12 protein-coding genes are annotated in these 14,777 nt (G+C 54.6%); 8 read left to right on the top strand and 4 right to left on the bottom strand.

The window, feature by feature from the left end:
* Positions 1–109: 109 nt before the first annotated feature.
* The 3 genes from RC85_RS09755 to RC85_RS09745 form a co-directional block, all read right to left on the bottom strand.
* Entirely contained in the window at positions 110–2,053 is a 1,944-nt protein-coding gene (locus RC85_RS09755) for a flotillin family protein (RefSeq protein ID WP_420821404.1), read from the bottom strand.
* A gap of 92 nt (positions 2,054–2,145) precedes the next feature.
* A complete protein-coding gene (locus RC85_RS09750) occupies positions 2,146–2,847 on the bottom strand; it encodes an OB-fold-containig protein (protein WP_084422522.1) in 702 nt (233 codons plus the stop codon).
* Between the two features lie 199 nt (positions 2,848–3,046).
* Positions 3,047–3,484, bottom strand: coding sequence for a nucleoside deaminase (locus RC85_RS09745; RefSeq protein WP_068261810.1), 438 nt, complete (start codon positions 3,482–3,484; stop codon positions 3,047–3,049).
* A gap of 54 nt (positions 3,485–3,538) precedes the next feature.
* On the opposite strand from RC85_RS09745, the gene yidD reads away from it, so the two are divergent.
* The 5 genes from yidD to RC85_RS09720 all read left to right on the top strand — a co-directional run bounded on the left by yidD (position 3,539) and on the right by RC85_RS09720 (position 8,268).
* The gene (gene yidD / locus RC85_RS26145; protein ID WP_235033442.1) at positions 3,539–3,760 is read left to right on the top strand and encodes a membrane protein insertion efficiency factor YidD; all 222 of its coding nucleotides are present in this window, start codon (positions 3,539–3,541) and stop codon (positions 3,758–3,760) included.
* A gap of 20 nt (positions 3,761–3,780) precedes the next feature.
* A complete protein-coding gene (gene tsaE / locus RC85_RS09735) occupies positions 3,781–4,242 on the top strand; it encodes a tRNA (adenosine(37)-N6)-threonylcarbamoyltransferase complex ATPase subunit type 1 TsaE (protein ID WP_068261804.1) in 462 nt (153 codons plus the stop codon).
* Positions 4,243–4,416: 174 nt separating this feature from the next.
* Positions 4,417–4,815 (top strand): PH domain-containing protein, encoded by a 399-nt coding sequence (locus RC85_RS09730; RefSeq protein ID WP_149752989.1) that lies wholly within the window; start codon positions 4,417–4,419, stop codon positions 4,813–4,815.
* Between the two features lie 155 nt (positions 4,816–4,970).
* A complete protein-coding gene (locus tag RC85_RS09725) occupies positions 4,971–5,675 on the top strand; it encodes a lysophospholipid acyltransferase family protein (RefSeq protein WP_084422518.1) in 705 nt (234 codons plus the stop codon).
* A gap of 31 nt (positions 5,676–5,706) precedes the next feature.
* Entirely contained in the window at positions 5,707–8,268 is a 2,562-nt protein-coding gene (locus RC85_RS09720) for a U32 family peptidase (protein ID WP_084422517.1), read from the top strand.
* Here RC85_RS09720 and RC85_RS09715 read toward each other — a convergent pair.
* Positions 8,254–9,714 carry a sulfatase-like hydrolase/transferase gene (locus RC85_RS09715; RefSeq protein WP_084422516.1) on the bottom strand — a complete coding sequence of 487 codons (1,461 nt, stop codon included), beginning with the start codon at positions 9,712–9,714 and terminating at the stop codon, positions 8,254–8,256. The genes RC85_RS09720 and RC85_RS09715 overlap by 15 nt on opposite strands.
* Positions 9,715–9,917: 203 nt before the next feature.
* On the opposite strand from RC85_RS09715, the gene RC85_RS09710 reads away from it, so the two are divergent.
* From RC85_RS09710 to RC85_RS09700, 3 genes are read left to right on the top strand one after another with little or no spacing between them, the layout of a single operon-like run.
* On the top strand, positions 9,918–11,753 hold the full coding sequence (locus RC85_RS09710; RefSeq protein WP_238383115.1) for a cyclic nucleotide-binding domain-containing protein: 1,836 nt from the start codon (positions 9,918–9,920) through the stop codon (positions 11,751–11,753).
* A complete protein-coding gene (locus RC85_RS09705; RefSeq protein WP_084422515.1) occupies positions 11,750–12,595 on the top strand; it encodes a hypothetical protein in 846 nt (281 codons plus the stop codon). The genes RC85_RS09710 and RC85_RS09705 overlap by 4 nt, the downstream gene beginning before the upstream one ends.
* A 6-nt stretch (positions 12,596–12,601) precedes the next feature.
* Complete coding sequence (locus RC85_RS09700) at positions 12,602–14,695, top strand: hypothetical protein (RefSeq protein ID WP_068261795.1); 2,094 nt, start codon at positions 12,602–12,604, stop codon at positions 14,693–14,695.
* The last annotated feature ends 82 nt before the right edge of the window (positions 14,696–14,777 follow it).

The raw sequence follows: 14,777 nt of genomic DNA, 5'->3' as shown, positions 1-14,777 counted from the left end.
AGAGGGGGTGGAAAGGTTTTAACCACGGATGGCTTTCGCGGGACCACGGATGTGGCGCGTAGGGGCATACTCATCCGTGGTCCCGCGAAAGCCATCCGTGGTTAATTTCTTACGAAGTTTTGCCGTTATCAACCGTCCGATCAGCCAGCAACCGCGACGCTTTTTGATCGGCGACGTTGGCGGTACCTGCCATGCTTAGCAGGCCGGTCAACTGCGTCCGAACGTCGTCGGTTTTTGCCATGCCCATCAGCTTGGCGATCAGTGCCGCGATCGACAGGTCTTTTACGCCGTCGGTGTCCAGGTTGAACTGTTTGATCAGGCCAGCGAGTTGTTCACGGAAGTAATCCGCGTTGCCGTCAAAGAACGTGTCCTTGATGTCGGTTGCCACCTTGCTGTTGTAGACAAAGCGGTCGATCGCCTTGCCGCCCTTCACGGCGGACGTGATCTGATCAAAGAACTCTCCATCGCCACCGACAATGTCAATGCGAGCCGATTTCAGAGCGTCGCCAACCACGCCGGCTTGTGATTCGGCGATGCCGCGTTGAGCGTCGATGGCAGCGATTTCGACTTGCTTTTCCTTGTCAAGGTTCAGCTTGAATTCTTCGTGTTCCTTGCCGACACTGTCGAGTTGTTTCATCGCGTCTGCCTTCTCGGTAATCCCGATCGCTTCGGCGCGATACTTTTCCAGTTCCACGTTGGCTTCGGCCAAACCCTGCTTCTCGATCGCGGTCGCTTTGGCCTCGATCACGGTGGCCTCGGCTAAACCTGGTGCGGCCGATGCGGCGGCGTCTGCTTCGGCCAGCATTTTGGCGGCAGCCGTGTCCTTTTCGGCGGCGTCGCGTCGAGCTTCCGAATCGATGCGAACTTTCTCGGCCATCAATTCGCTGGATTCCTTTTCAGCCTGAGCCTGCTGGGTCAGTCGAATTAATTCTTCCTTCGCCTTCATTTCGGCAGCGGTGACTTGCACCTGCTTCAAACGATCGGCCTTGGCAAAGTCTTCAGTGTCCTTGATTCGTTCCTGTTCTTCCACCACAGCACGTTCGACGGCAACCCTTTCGCGGATGACTTCTTGAATGTTGCGTTTTTCAGTTTCGATCGCTTTTTCTTTTTCGACTTCCGCCACACCGACGACACGCAATCGTTCGGTCATTTCCAAATCGCGGTCACGATTGACGCGTTCCAGTTCGACGGCATCGGTTTTTTCCTTGTTCCGCATCGCGACCAGGATTTGACGATTCTTATTTTCTTCTGCTACGCCAACTTCTTCTTCGGTGATGATGCGAGCCCGTTCGGATTCCAGCTTTTGTTCTTCCTGGACCTTGGCGGCGCTGGCGTTTTCGCGAGCCGTGATTTCAGAAATCTCTCGCTTCTGCTTCTCGACCGCTTCGACGCGTTGTCGTTCGAGTGCCAGGATGGTTTCCTCTGCTTCAACGTCTTGCTTTTTGAGCGTCTTTTCTTTGTCACGCGTGAACTGGTTTTCCTTGACCTTTTCGGTCGAGGTCAGTTCGGTGATCTTTTTGATACCCTCGGCGTCCAGGATGTTGGTCGGCGACAGCAGGTTTAGCGGCGTTTGTTCCAGATAGTCAATCGCTGCGTCATCAAGCCGGTAACCATTCAAATCGGTACCGATAACTTTTAGGATTTCGTCTTTGAACTTGTCACGTTGATCGTAAAGATCAACAAATTCAAACTGCTTGCCGACGGTTTTGAGTGCTTCGCTGAACTTGGCGTCAAACAGTTCTCGCATCGTTTCCAGTTCGCTGCAGCGTTTTGCACCGATCGACTGGGCAACAACCTTCATTTCGTCTTTGGAACTGTCAACGCGAATGAAGAAGGCGACCTTGATGTCGGCGCGGATGTTGTCGCGACAGATCAGCCCTTCGCTTCCCTGGCGGCTGATTTCAAAACTCTTCAGCGTCAGGTCCATGAACTCATAGCGATGGAACAAAGGAACGACGAACGTGCCTTCGGCCGTGTAGACATCCAGTCCGCTGATGCCGGATTTGATGATTGCCTTATCGGGGCCAACCACGATGTAGCACTTTTTAAACATGATCAGCGTTGCGATGAACGCCAAGACCGCGATCCCGACGACGATGCCCCAAAACATGGGCGCGTTGAATGCGGCGACTAGATAAAGAGGGGTCACGATGAGGACTCCGAGGGAAGTGAAGTGACTTGGTAGATTCGTGTTTCGCGGTCAAAGCCGGTGATCAAGACTTCCGTGCCCTTCTTTAAGTGCGGGCCGTCGGTGCGAATGTTCAACAGCAACGGTGCTGCTTGCGTGCGAAACTTGGCTTGGCCAAATTCCGGCGTGGCTTCCAACGTGCTGACTTCGCAGGTTGCACCAACCAATCCAGTCGATTCGTACGACGGGCCGGCGATGAAGTATTGGATCAATGGCTGCGTGATCGCCTTGGTGGCGACCGTTGCAATGACAATGTTTCGGATCGATAGCAGGATGCTGGGCAGCCAGGTGGGGTCGTATCGTTTTTCATCAAAGGCATGCCACAACACGTAGCTGATCGCCCAATAAGAAAGCGTAAAGACTCCCGCCCAAATGATGACCGGAACTCGGCCAAAATTGGTCGCCCGGATCGATGCGGCTCCGATGCCCTGCCAGAAATCCCAGTCGGTTGGAATGGCATCGGCCGAAATGTCACCGGGGACGTCCATATCCAAGCTGACATCGGCGTCCAGATCGATCTCGGGAACGTCCAATCCAAAATCGATCAAGCCGAACATTGCCATGGCCGTGTAGATGATCAACATGCCAACCAAGATGGACGCAGGCCACAGGGGCCCGACGAACATTTGTTCAACGATGAAGTTCAGGGACTCGTTCACTGCATTCGCACTTAGATGAGAGGAGCGTGGATAAGAGGAGCGATTTTAGGAAAGCGGGTGGTGTTAGCTTAATCCCTGGGCACCGGGCGAACTGAAACAGGGCGCGGAAAAAGAAAATAACCACGGATGGCTTTCGCGGGACCACGGATGTGGCGCGTAGGGGCATACGCATCCGTGGTCCCGCGAAAGCCATCCGTGGTTAAATTCCGATGTCCTCGTTCCACAACTCCGCATGCTGGTCAATGAACGCTCTCATCAGCTCAATGCACGTCGGATCACTCACGACTTCCAGCGAAACACCTCGGCTGCGAACGTATTCTTCTGGGCCAGAAAAGGTCTGGTTTTCACCGACCACAATGCGGGGAATTTTGTACAGCAGCGCCGCGCCGCTACACATGTCGCAGGGTGATAGCGTCGAATAGAGCGTGGCGGCGGCGTAGTCGGCGGCGGTCAAGCGGCCTGCATTTTCCAAGGCATCCATTTCGGCGTGCAGGACGGGGCTGCCGTTTTGGACGCGGCGGTTGTGACCGCGGCCAACGATCTGGTCAGCGATCACCAGCACTGAACCGATCGGAATTCCGCCTTCGTCGCGGCCCAGAATTGCTTGGTCGATCGCAGCTTGCAAAAATGGGTCCATGTCATCTTTTCCGGTTGATAGCGGGATAAGCTTCGGTGTTCTATGTTAACAGACATGCTTGGACGACTCGTCACACGACTCTTGATTATACCGATTCGGTTTTACCAACGTGGCATCAGTCCGATGTTGCCGCCAACGTGCCGATTCACGCCGACGTGTAGCCAGTACGCAGTCGATTCGCTTGCCAAGCACGGGCCAATCGTTGGTCTGTATCGAACCGTCAAACGAATCCTCAAATGTCATCCCTGGCACCCCGGCGGTTACGACCCACCCTGATTCAATTCACACACATTTTCATGCACCAACATTCGATTCACTCGGTTTCTTTAGACGACTTGCCAGCGATCGCAGCTTCGATGGTGCAGCGGTTTCCTGCGCGGCTTGTGATCGGGTTGGTGGGGACTTTGGGTGCTGGGAAAACCACGCTGGTGCAAGCGATTGCCGTGGCCGCCGGGATCGATGTTGCGAACGTGACCAGTCCCACGTTCACGTTGCTGCAGTCGCATCAAGGCCCGCATTTCAAACTGCATCACTTGGATGCGTATCGATTGGCCGATGAAAACGAGTTCTACGATCTGGGCGTGGACGAATTGTTTGAAGAGCAGGCTTGGACGATCGTGGAATGGGCCGACCGAGTCGCAGAATTGATGCCGGAGGAAACGCTATGGATTGAGATCGAATTGACTGAGGCAGCCGATTGCCGAGAAGTGGTTTTTCGGACAACCAATCCAGCGGTGGCAGAAATGACGCATAAGTAGTAGTTGTACCACCTCCTTCTTGCCTGGCCCTGCTTGTCGTAGAGGATCTGGTTGGCAATGCTTGGAAAATGCCCAAGAATAGCGCCCCGATCGGACCCTGATCGTGCATAACCTTTGTCGGAACGTTATCTTTTCCGGTGGCAGCCATTTCCTCCAACCAAAGTCGCCATTTCCGTGCCTGAAAACGAAGAAACACTGTACGTCGCCAGTCCATCGATGTTCCGTAACCATCCAATTGGTTTTGCGTTGTCGGTCATTTTGTGCCCGGCCGTGATTGGTATTGTGATTTTTGTTATTTGGTATCTGCGTGCCCGCAGCACCGAATTGACGGTCACAAATTTGCGGACGCGATTACATCAAGGATGGCTGTCGCGAAGCATCACCGAAGTTTGGCATCGTGACATCCGCAACGTTCAATTGACGCAGACGTTTGCCCAGCGGGTTCTCGGCACCGGCCGAATCGGAATCAGCAGCAGCGGGCAAGCCGGCATCGAAATCGACGTCAGCGGCCTTCGCGATCCGGACGATATCAAAAAACTGATCGACAAGTATCGAGCCGCGGCAAAGAAGTAACGGACGGCTGCTGCGCAAACACGCAAAGTTGGCACCAAGTCGCTTAGTTTCACGCCGGAACTGCCATTCACCTCGAAGGGGAATTTTCTGTATACCGGGGATGTTTTGCTGTTCCGCACACCTCCCTGCACCTCCCTGCACTAAGTTGTCCACTGATGAATCGCGTTTTAGGCTGGATGATTGCCCTGACCATGTTTGCTGTTCGGTTGACATGCATTCGCCGCGTCCACAACGATCGCCGCCAAGAAGTGCTCGATAGCGGGCAATCGTACATTTACGGACAACTGCACGCGCACCAGATTGCTGCCGGGATGTTCGGTGAAGCTGGAACGGTTGCCATGGTTTCGCGATCCGCCGATGGCGATATCGTCGCCCCGATGTTGAAAATCTTTCGTAAACAATTGGTCCGTGGCAGCAGCGGACGAGCGTCCAAGGGTGGTGCAAGTGCGCTGCAGCAAATGATTCGCAAGGTCCGCGATGGGCATCGCGGCGTGATTGCGGTCGATGGCCCCAAGGGGCCGCGTGGGACCGTTCAAAAAGGCATCGGTTTGGCAGCCAAAAAGTCTGGCATGCCCGTGATGCCCGTGATCTTGGTTCCCAACCGCCGGATCATTTTGTCGCGAGCCTGGGACCGACTGCAAATTCCGATGCCGTTTTCATGTGTCAATGTCTACTTTGGTGACCCCATCCATGTCGGCGAAGATGACGATTTGGCCGCGTTTGCACAGAAATTGGCCGCCGTGCTGCATGATTTGGAAGCTCAGCATGATCCGACCGAACGATCGCCGCGAGTGATTGTTGAAACGGACAGCGGCGATCGCTCATCCGACCGCACATCCGACCGGCCCATGGCAGCCTGAATAAATCACCAGTCACGCTATACTGCGTGGCATGAATTCAAACGCCACACCTTCGCCGTCCAAATCGCCAGGCACACCACCGGCTTCTTCGCCCATCGAACTGCTTTCACCCGCGGGTGATTGGCGGTGCGCCACTGCGGCAATCGAAAACGGGGCTGACGCAATCTACTTCGGTCTCGATTGCGGCTTCAACGCTCGTCATCGTGCGACCAACTTCGGCTTGGCCGATCTGCCGCAACTGGGGCAAATGCTTCGCCGGCGCGGCGTTCGCGGTTACGCAACGATGAACACGTTGGTGTTCCCATCGGAAATGCCGCCGCTGGTCGAAACAGTCAAACGAATTGCCGAAGCAGGAATCGACGCGGTCCTGGTCCAAGACTTTGGCGTCGCAAGAATCGTTCGCGAAGTCTGCCCTGAATTGGAAATCCACGCGTCGACTCAGATGAGTTTGACCAGTGCGGAAACGATCGCCGTGGCCGAGCGGTTGGGTTTGTCGCGAGTCGTGTTGGCGCGTGAGTTGTCGATCGCTGAAATACGCAAGATCGCGTCGGCGACCGACATGCCGTTGGAAGTTTTCATTCACGGGGCCTTGTGCGTCGCGTATTCAGGCCAATGCTTGACCAGCGAATCGCTTGGCGGTCGCAGTGCCAATCGCGGACAATGTGCCCAGGCGTGTCGCCTGCCTTACGAGTTGATTGTTGACAACGAAGATCGCCCACTCGATGACGTCAAGTATTTGCTTAGCCCACAAGACCTAGCCGGTTACGCCGCGATCCCTGACTTGATCGACACCGGCGTTGCGTCAATCAAGATCGAAGGCCGCTTGAAAACTCCTGAATACGTCGCCAACATCACGCGGCACTACCGATCCGCGATTGATGAAGCGGTTGCCAAGGGAACGGTCACGGTGAGCGAGCAATCCAAACGCGAAATGGAACTGTCTTTCTCGCGAGGTTTTTCACCCGGCTGGCTTGAAGGGAACGATCACAAACGCTTGGTTCCCGGATTGCAGAATTCCAAACGCGGCATCGAGCTGGGCCGGATTCTTGATTTCGATAAAGATCGAATCGAATTACACGTCGCAGCACCGCTGGCGTTGGGCGACGGCTTGGCAATCGAAACGGGGCAGGACAGTCAAAACGAGGCTCAAAAGACAGGCGGTCGAATTTACGAACTGATCGATTCCAGTGGCGTGTCTTGCAAGAACGTACCGGCCGGTGTCACCGTCTGGGTTGGCTTCGGACGCGACGAAATCAATTGGTCTCTGGTCGATGTGGATCAAGTCGTCTTCAAAAACGATGACCCAAAATTGAATCGACGACTTCGACAAACCTATGAAGTCGTCGATCCAACTGCCCGGCAAACGATCGACATGACAGTGACCGCAAACGTGGGACAACCGCTGCAGGTCGTGGCAAAGCTTGGACGTGGAATCGAAGTATCCGCCAGCGGTGACACGCCGCTGGATGCTGCCAACAAACGTCCGATCGAAGAATCGATCCTTCGCGAAAAACTAGGCCGCCTTGGTGGTACTCCATTTGAACTGGGGCAATTGATTGCCCACGTCGATGGCGGCCCGATGGTGCCGATGAAGATGCTGAACGACGTCCGCCGCGAACTGGTCGGGCAATTGGAAAGCAAGTTAAGCGAACCACCCAAACGCTCCATCAACGTCCTGGCAGGCGAATCGCTGTTACAGCCGATTGCGTCGGAGCAAGCCGCGGAATCTGTTTCGCCGCAGTTGTCTGTTTTGTGTCGAACCGAAGAACAAATCGAGGCTGCTTGCAAGGCCGGTGCCGACTATGTGTACGTCGATTTGCACGACGTTCGCCGCTACGCTGCGGCGGTCCAGATCGCTCGTGGGCACGGCGTTCCGATCGCCATCGGAACCGTGCGAATGCAAAAACCCGGTGAAATGGGTTTGTTGAAGGTGCTGCACCGTCATCGCCCCGACGCCATTCTGGCTCGTAATCTTGCTGCGATGGAGTACTTTCGCGAATCAGACTTTGATGTCTTCGCCGACTTTTCATTAAACGTTGCCAACCATCGGTCTGCCCAATGGATTCGCGATTCCGGTGCGTCTCGAATCACCGCATCCTACGATTTGAACCGTGATCAATTGATGGATCTAATCGATTCGCTTCCGTCGTCTTGGATGGAAGTGGTTATTCATCAACACATGCCAATGTTCCACATGGAGCACTGTGTTTTTTGCAGCGTGATGTCACCGGGAACCAACAAAACCAATTGCGGCAGACCATGCGACGATCACATTGTCCAACTACGTGACCGAGTTGGCGCGGAACATCCGCTGCAAGCTGATGTCGCGTGCCGAAATACGCTCTACAACGCGACGGCGCAAAGCGGTGCCGAGATTACGTCGGACCTGGTCAGCGCCGGTGTGCGATGGTTCCGCGTTGAATTGTTGGAAGAGAAAGCCAGTGACGCAAAGCGAACCATTGAACTGTATCAACGGCTGATCGCTGGTCAGATCGGCGGCCACGAAGTTTGGAAACAACTGGATGCAAGTAATCGAGTCGGTGTGACTCGCGGCACGTTGGAAACCAAACGCAATCCGCTAGCGATTTTGTAGGGGAATCTCTTTCAGCGTTTCTGGTTGCGTCAGTTGATAAGTCTCGTCGTATAAATCTAACTGCCGCGATTTCCACACGGCTCCCTCCAGGTGTACTGGGTACGGCAGTCGAACATCCCACTGTCCCAGGTCTTTCATCATTCGCTGGATGCGATCGATGTTTTCAGACGCGACATCGTTTTGCTCTGAGATGTCTTCATCAAGATTGAATAGCATCGGCATCCGATCTGGCACCCGGACCAGCTTCCATGGACCACGACGCATCGCAGCGCTGATCGTAAACTTCCACAGCAACGTTTCATGAGGCGGCGAATCGACTTTTCCAGTGAGGTAAGGAAGCAGATCGACACCGTCAAACTTTGCGTTTGCGTCAATCGTTCCGCCCGCGGCAACGACGAACGTGGGGGCAAAGTCAAGCGAAGTAACGCTGTGCGAATACTTGGTTCCCGGCTTGATCTTGGCGGGAAAGTGAATGACGTAGGGAACATGCATCCCGCCTTCGAGCAGGATTCCTTTTTGACCATTCAGCGGCGCGTTGCATGATGCGTTCGCATTGACGGGACCACCATTGTCGCTGATAAAAACGGTCATCGTGTTTTCTGCAATGCCAGCTTCTTGGAGTGCTGTTTGAATCTTACCGACGTTGACATCCAAGCGATGCACCATCGCGCAGTAAGCTCGTCGCTTTTTCCCTTTGATGTGCTGATACAGCTTTAAGTCGGCTTCAGTCGCTTGCATCGGGGCGTGGGGGGCGTTGAATGAGGCAAACAGAAAGAATGGCTTTTCGCGATGACGCTCGATAAAACTGACTGACTCGTCACCAATGTCATCAGTGATGTAGGTAATCGCTTTTGGCTCTGCGTAATTGCACTCGATCGGCGAATCGTATCCAGTTCCCACGGGCGTGGGGAAATAGTAATGCCCGCCACCGGTGAATCCCCAGAATTCGTCGAAACCTCTTTTGAGCGGATGAAATTGCGGCAGCTTACCGAGATGCCATTTGCCAATCAGCCCGGTCTTGTATCCCAGTTCGCCCAATCGATCAGCGATCGTTCGCTCACCAACGGGCAGCCCGCAAAGCTGCGGATCCATCCCAGGCTGGGGAAGCCCCAAATTGTTGTCGTACCCAAAACTGACTTGATTGCGACCTGTCAACAAACCGGCTCGCGATGGACTGCAAACCGGCGAACTGACATACCCGTTTTCACAAACCGCACCGCCACTGGCAAGAAGATCCAGGTTTGGCGTCTTGATTTGCGTGCTGCCATGAAACCCAACGTCTGCAAAACCAAGATCATCAGCGACGATTAAGACGACGTTCGGTGGATTTTGCAAATCGCCGTTGCCAGCGATGACGTTTTGAACGATCGCAAAATCAAGGAAAACCTGCCAAAAGCAACTCAGAACCAAAATGAAAATGAATTGACGTTCGCGTTGAATTGCCATCGGTTACCTATGTGCCAAAAAGCGGGGATTGGGTCTAATAGTTTAACAGCCCTGCGACCAACTCAACTGCGACCAACTCGATGAAGGAAAATTGACTTGCAGACCAGTTTCACGGAAGAGAATCGATGCGGCATTCAGCTTGACCCAGACGCCCTTTTTCCGCTATTTCCAAGGGCGAAATGACGACGGAAGAGCCTATTGCCGTGCGTCGTCCTGCCCGTTGGACGGAGCCGATGGATGCGTCGATGACCGACGCGGACGTTAAGTGGCTGCGCAGTCGGCAACCGTTCGCCAGCATGGATGAGTCGGCGTTCCCGCGGGGTGCTCCGATCGAAGGCATTATTCGCGGCGACACTCGCCTGCATCGATGCGAACCTGGCGAAGTGATTGTTCGAGAAGGCGATTATGGCAACAGTGCGTTCTTGGTGCTGTCAGGGGAAACAAGCGTCCTGGTGGATTCATTGGATCCCAAGTTGTTGGGGCGACCGCCGGTTGAGAAGAAATCCTGGATCGATGCACTGGGTGAATACTTAGGCCAATCGTATTTGGGGCGATCCAAGTTGGTCGAAGCAAGGCGTCCCGATCAGGTGACCACTGACCTTCCTGCCAACGATGAACACGACAATCAAAATAATCCCGCGTCAATTCGACAAGTGGACGATCGCCCCGCAGTTTTCCTTCAAGATTTTGGCGGCGTTCTAAAAGGCAGCAACACGATTACGATCGGGCCGGGCGAACTGTTTGGCGAAGTTGCCGCGATGTACCGGTCACCGCGAACGGCGACCGTGATCGCCAAGACGGAAACCACACTGCTAGAAATTCGTTGGCAAGGGCTTCGTATCCTCCGTCGTGATCCATGCTTCGCCGACACGCTGGACAAACACTATCGCGAAAATTGGTTGACCGTTCATCTCCGTGAACTCCCACTGCTGCGCCATCTTCCCGAAGCCGGATTGGAACGCGTCGCGAAAGCGACCCAAATGCGTTCTTACGGACGGATGGAATGGAATGCCGATTACAAGAAAAGTCGAACGCTCCCCGTCGAACAGCAAATTGCATCGGAGCCGCTGGTAGCGTCCGAGGGCGCCATGCCAACGGACCTGATTATCGTTCGCAGCGGCTTTGCAAGGTTGTCTCAGGCCTACGGTGCATCGGAGCGAACGACCGCGTATTTGGGAAAAGGCCATCTATTTGGACTCGAAGAAGTGGCAACGAATTCGGCCAGGACCGACAACTCTGCGCCGCGAACTTTAAAGCATTCTCTTCGTGCCGTCGGGTTCCTGGACACGCTGCAAATCCCGGTCGAAGTGTTTGCGACCGAGATCCTTCCGTTCGTTCGTCGCAGTGAATTGCCCGAACAGGTTGCCGCTTTATTGCAAAACCAAGATGCAGATCGAAGCGGGAAAGAAGATCGACGCAAATCGAATCGAGACAAAGCGGTCGCTAAATCGGACTGGAATGACTTGCCGACTTCGGGTGGCCAGCGATTCCAACCAACCGGTCTGCTGGAATTTGTTGTTCAAAATCGACTGAACAATGGTCAACAGGCGATGGTGATCGATCTGCACCGCTGCACGCGATGCGATGATTGCGTGAGGGCTTGCGCGGCGACTCACGACGGCAATCCCCGTTTCACTCGCCAGGGAATCTCGCACGAACGGTTGCAATTCACCCAGGCGTGCATGCAATGCGATGATCCGGTTTGCATGATTGGATGCCCCACCGGTGCAATCACGCGCAATGACGAAACCGGCGTTGTTGGAATCCACGAATCGATCTGCGTTGGTTGCGGTGTGTGTGCGTCGTCTTGCCCGTACGAAAACATCAACATGGTCCAGGTCCAGGACCATGCCGGTCGGCCTTACACTGACATTGCGACGCAGAAACCGATTCAAAAAGCGACCAAGTGTGACATGTGCCAGGATTCGCCTAGCGGCCCCGCGTGCGCCGCTGCCTGCCCTCACGATGCGCTGGTCCGCATCGACTTGACTCAATCGAAACCGCTCCGTGATTGGCTCGACCAACGGGGGGCGACATGAGTTCTCGTTTGATTGCGATGCCTGAACAGATTTCGTTCGCGAATCGCCGTTTGATTGGTGTTGCGGTGACAGCAATTGCAATCATGTTGTCGCTTGCGTTAGTTTGGCTGATTGACATTCGCCTGGGTCATGCGTCGGTATTCAGCGGTTCGGTTTTGTTGGCGTGCCTGTTGGGGCTGATGCTGATTGGCGTTCGTCGCCGGCTGCCTATCTTGCCGCTTGGTAAAGTCAGCACCTGGACTCAAGTGCATTTGTACGTCGGTTTTTTCAGCAGCGCGATCTACTGGATGCATGTTCCAGCGATTGTCGGTGATGGTGTGCTGGAATGCAGTTTGTCGATTGTGTTTTTGGTGGTGACGATCAGCGGCTATTACGGACTCTACGCAAGCCGAACGCTTCCCAAACGCTTGACGGCGGTGGAGGGCCAGCATCGATTTGACCGAATCCAGTGGCACCGCGACCAGATTTCATCGAGCGCTCGCGAACTACTAGACGGACTTAGCGAAGCTTCCGCAGTCCGTGTGCTGGGGAATTTCTACACCAAGTATCTGTTCCCATTCTTTGAAACTCGACCCTCGTTGACTTATTTGATGGTGCCCAATGGAATCCGTCGCCGACGTCTAACCAACGGGCTGAAAGAACTTGATCGATACTTGGAAGACGAGGGCCGCGCATCGGCGGGGAAATTGATTGCGTTGGTCAGGCATCGCGACGATTTGGATTATCAATTGGCGATTCAATTGAGGCTTCGGGTTTGGTTGGTCGTTCATGGGACGATGTCGACGGTGTTGCTTGTCGCAAGTATTGTTCACGCATTCGTTGCACTTCGGCATCTAGGTTGATCCAACATGCGGCGTGACGACATCGAATTGGCAAACGCCAACGGACGCGACCGACCAGGCGATCCGTGGATTTGTTCGCGCAGCGGACAATCCGATGCGTGCCAATTTGGGCCTGACCGATCCGGGCGTTGCCCGCTAGCGGATCAGTGCCGCCCACGTCGGACTTGGGCTGGCCGCAAACGCCGGTTTTCAGTCGCGTTTTTGCTGGTCGTGGCTGCCGTTGTCGGTGTGCTGAGTTGGTTGCCACCGGACGAAGACGGATCGTTTGGCGGTTCGAACACCGTGATCGGTCAATCGATCAAGCCGGGCGAATTGACGACTCATCATGCTCAGATTCTGGCGACCACCAACGAAGTCGATCGATGCATCGCATGCCATCCGTCACAACAGTCTTCTGTTCTGACTTCACTGGTTTCGTGGGTTCCTTTTTTCGGCGCAGGTGCCCACGACGATCTGACGCAGACGGATCTGTGTCTGCAATGTCATCAAAATCAGTTCGCACCGGGCACGGCGATGCTCGCGCACAATTTGCCAGCGGAACAACGAGATCAAATCCGCTTGGCATCCACCGGCGATCGGTCACGTGATTGGCATGATTGGTTGCCGTCGCCGTCGATCGATCAGGAAAGCCTCGACTGCAACGCTTGCCACCGCGAACACCAGGGGCCGAATCACAGTTTGACTGCGTTGTCGGATGCTCAGTGTCAGACTTGTCACCAAGACCGATTCGGCGCGTTCGCGACGTCCCATCCTGAATTTGTCGATTGGCCCTACGGACGCGGTGGCTCGATTTCATTCAATCATCAATCTCACCAAAACAAACATTTCCCTAAATCGAAACTGCAGACACAGGATGGCGAATCAGTTCCGTCGTTCCAATGTGCCGCCTGCCACCAACCAACTGCCGACGGACGAATCACTCGGGCGGTCGATTACCAGGCAGCATGTTCTGCGTGCCACGATCAGTCTCTGCAAACCGAAGTGGCCGAAGGCATTGAGTTAGTTTCGATTCCAACCTTGCCCGATGAAGTGGTTGCTGGCTTGCCGTCGTGGCCGCAATCCGCGACCGGATTTTTTGATGGCAAGCTTTCGCCGCTGGCGCAACTTTTAATCCGAAGTGAAAGTGGTTCGCCGAGTTCAATTAACACGATTCCGGATCAGGATTTTTCGCGAATCGATCCAAACAGCCGAAAAGAAATCGAGGCATCAAAACAAATCGCCTCGCAATTGTATGGCTTGCTGACGGACCTGTCGCTGCGAGGACAAACAGGGATGCTGGAACGATTGTCGGCGAACGCTTCACAGCGAAATCGTTGGACGCCGGTCGTGCAATCGTTCTCGCCGCAATTGATCGACGGCGCGATGAGTCGTTGGTTTGATCAGCCGGTTGAATTGGCGGTTAAGGCGAACCGCCAAAAGAAAGACCGATCAGTTTTCCAAACGGTTCAGTACACGGATGCGTTAGATGATGAACTGCTTGGGCACGATCTAGCAGACGGCGACTTACTCGGCGGGGATCTGTTAGAAGAAGATTTGCTCTCAGGCGACGATCCGCTAAAGCCAATCGAATCTGCGAACCCATCAAAGACCAACCAACGTTTCGACGCAGAGAAAATGTTGGTCGCTGGTGGTTGGTACCGCGATGACATTCGTTTGGCGATCCGCTATCGAGCGGGCGGCCACGCCGATCCAGTTTTGAAGGCAACGATCGAAGCCGCGGCCAGCCTGCCGAACACGGATCTTGCTCGCCAGGGCTTATTCCAAAACGCGGCTGTCTCCGCGTGCTTGCGATGTCATGTTTCAGCATCCGAAACACCCGGCGCGTGGAAAACAAATGATCTAGCTGGCGATTCAGGTCAGTTCACCACCTTCTCGCATGGACCGCACTTGAACATCGCGTCGCTAACCGATTGCGTGGGATGTCACCGCGTCAAAGATGGTTTCGTTGCCGAATCCGCTGCCACGCAATCCCATTGGACACATCACCCGATAAACGATTTCGATCCAATTTTAAAGCAAGACTGCGCCACCTGTCACACCAAAGCAGCAGCCGGCGATTCCTGTGTCTTATGCCACCAATATCACATTGATGGTCGGTAGGCCGGATCAATCGCAGCGCAGTTCCGGAAATTGCATTGGATGGCGTTGGATCGGACGGCGTTGGATTGCCGGAACTGCGCCA

It is taken from the genome of Rubripirellula obstinata (assembly GCF_001642955.1).
GTDB lineage: Bacteria > Planctomycetota > Planctomycetia > Pirellulales > Pirellulaceae > Rubripirellula > Rubripirellula obstinata.
Note: the sequence above shows the minus strand (reverse complement) of the source record. Positions and strands in the feature narration are given on the sequence as shown.

Excerpts from the sequence above, each read along its gene's own strand:
- RC85_RS09745 (WP_068261810.1), bottom strand. The coding sequence starts at position 3,484 with ATGGACCCATTTTTGCAAGCTGCGATCGACCAAGCAATTCTGGGCCGC.
- RC85_RS09755 (WP_420821404.1), bottom strand. The coding sequence starts at position 2,053 with ATGTTTAAAAAGTGCTACATCGTGGTTGGCCCCGATAAGGCAATCATC.
- RC85_RS09705 (WP_084422515.1), top strand. The coding sequence starts at position 11,750 with ATGAGTTCTCGTTTGATTGCGATGCCTGAACAGATTTCGTTCGCGAAT.
- RC85_RS09720 (WP_084422517.1), top strand. The coding sequence starts at position 5,707 with ATGAATTCAAACGCCACACCTTCGCCGTCCAAATCGCCAGGCACACCA.
- RC85_RS09725 (WP_084422518.1), top strand. The coding sequence starts at position 4,971 with ATGAATCGCGTTTTAGGCTGGATGATTGCCCTGACCATGTTTGCTGTT.
- RC85_RS09715 (WP_084422516.1), bottom strand. The coding sequence starts at position 9,714 with ATGGCAATTCAACGCGAACGTCAATTCATTTTCATTTTGGTTCTGAGT.
- tsaE (WP_068261804.1), top strand. The coding sequence starts at position 3,781 with ATGCACCAACATTCGATTCACTCGGTTTCTTTAGACGACTTGCCAGCG.
- yidD (WP_235033442.1), top strand. The coding sequence starts at position 3,539 with ATGCTTGGACGACTCGTCACACGACTCTTGATTATACCGATTCGGTTT.
- RC85_RS09700 (WP_068261795.1), top strand. The coding sequence starts at position 12,602 with ATGCGGCGTGACGACATCGAATTGGCAAACGCCAACGGACGCGACCGA.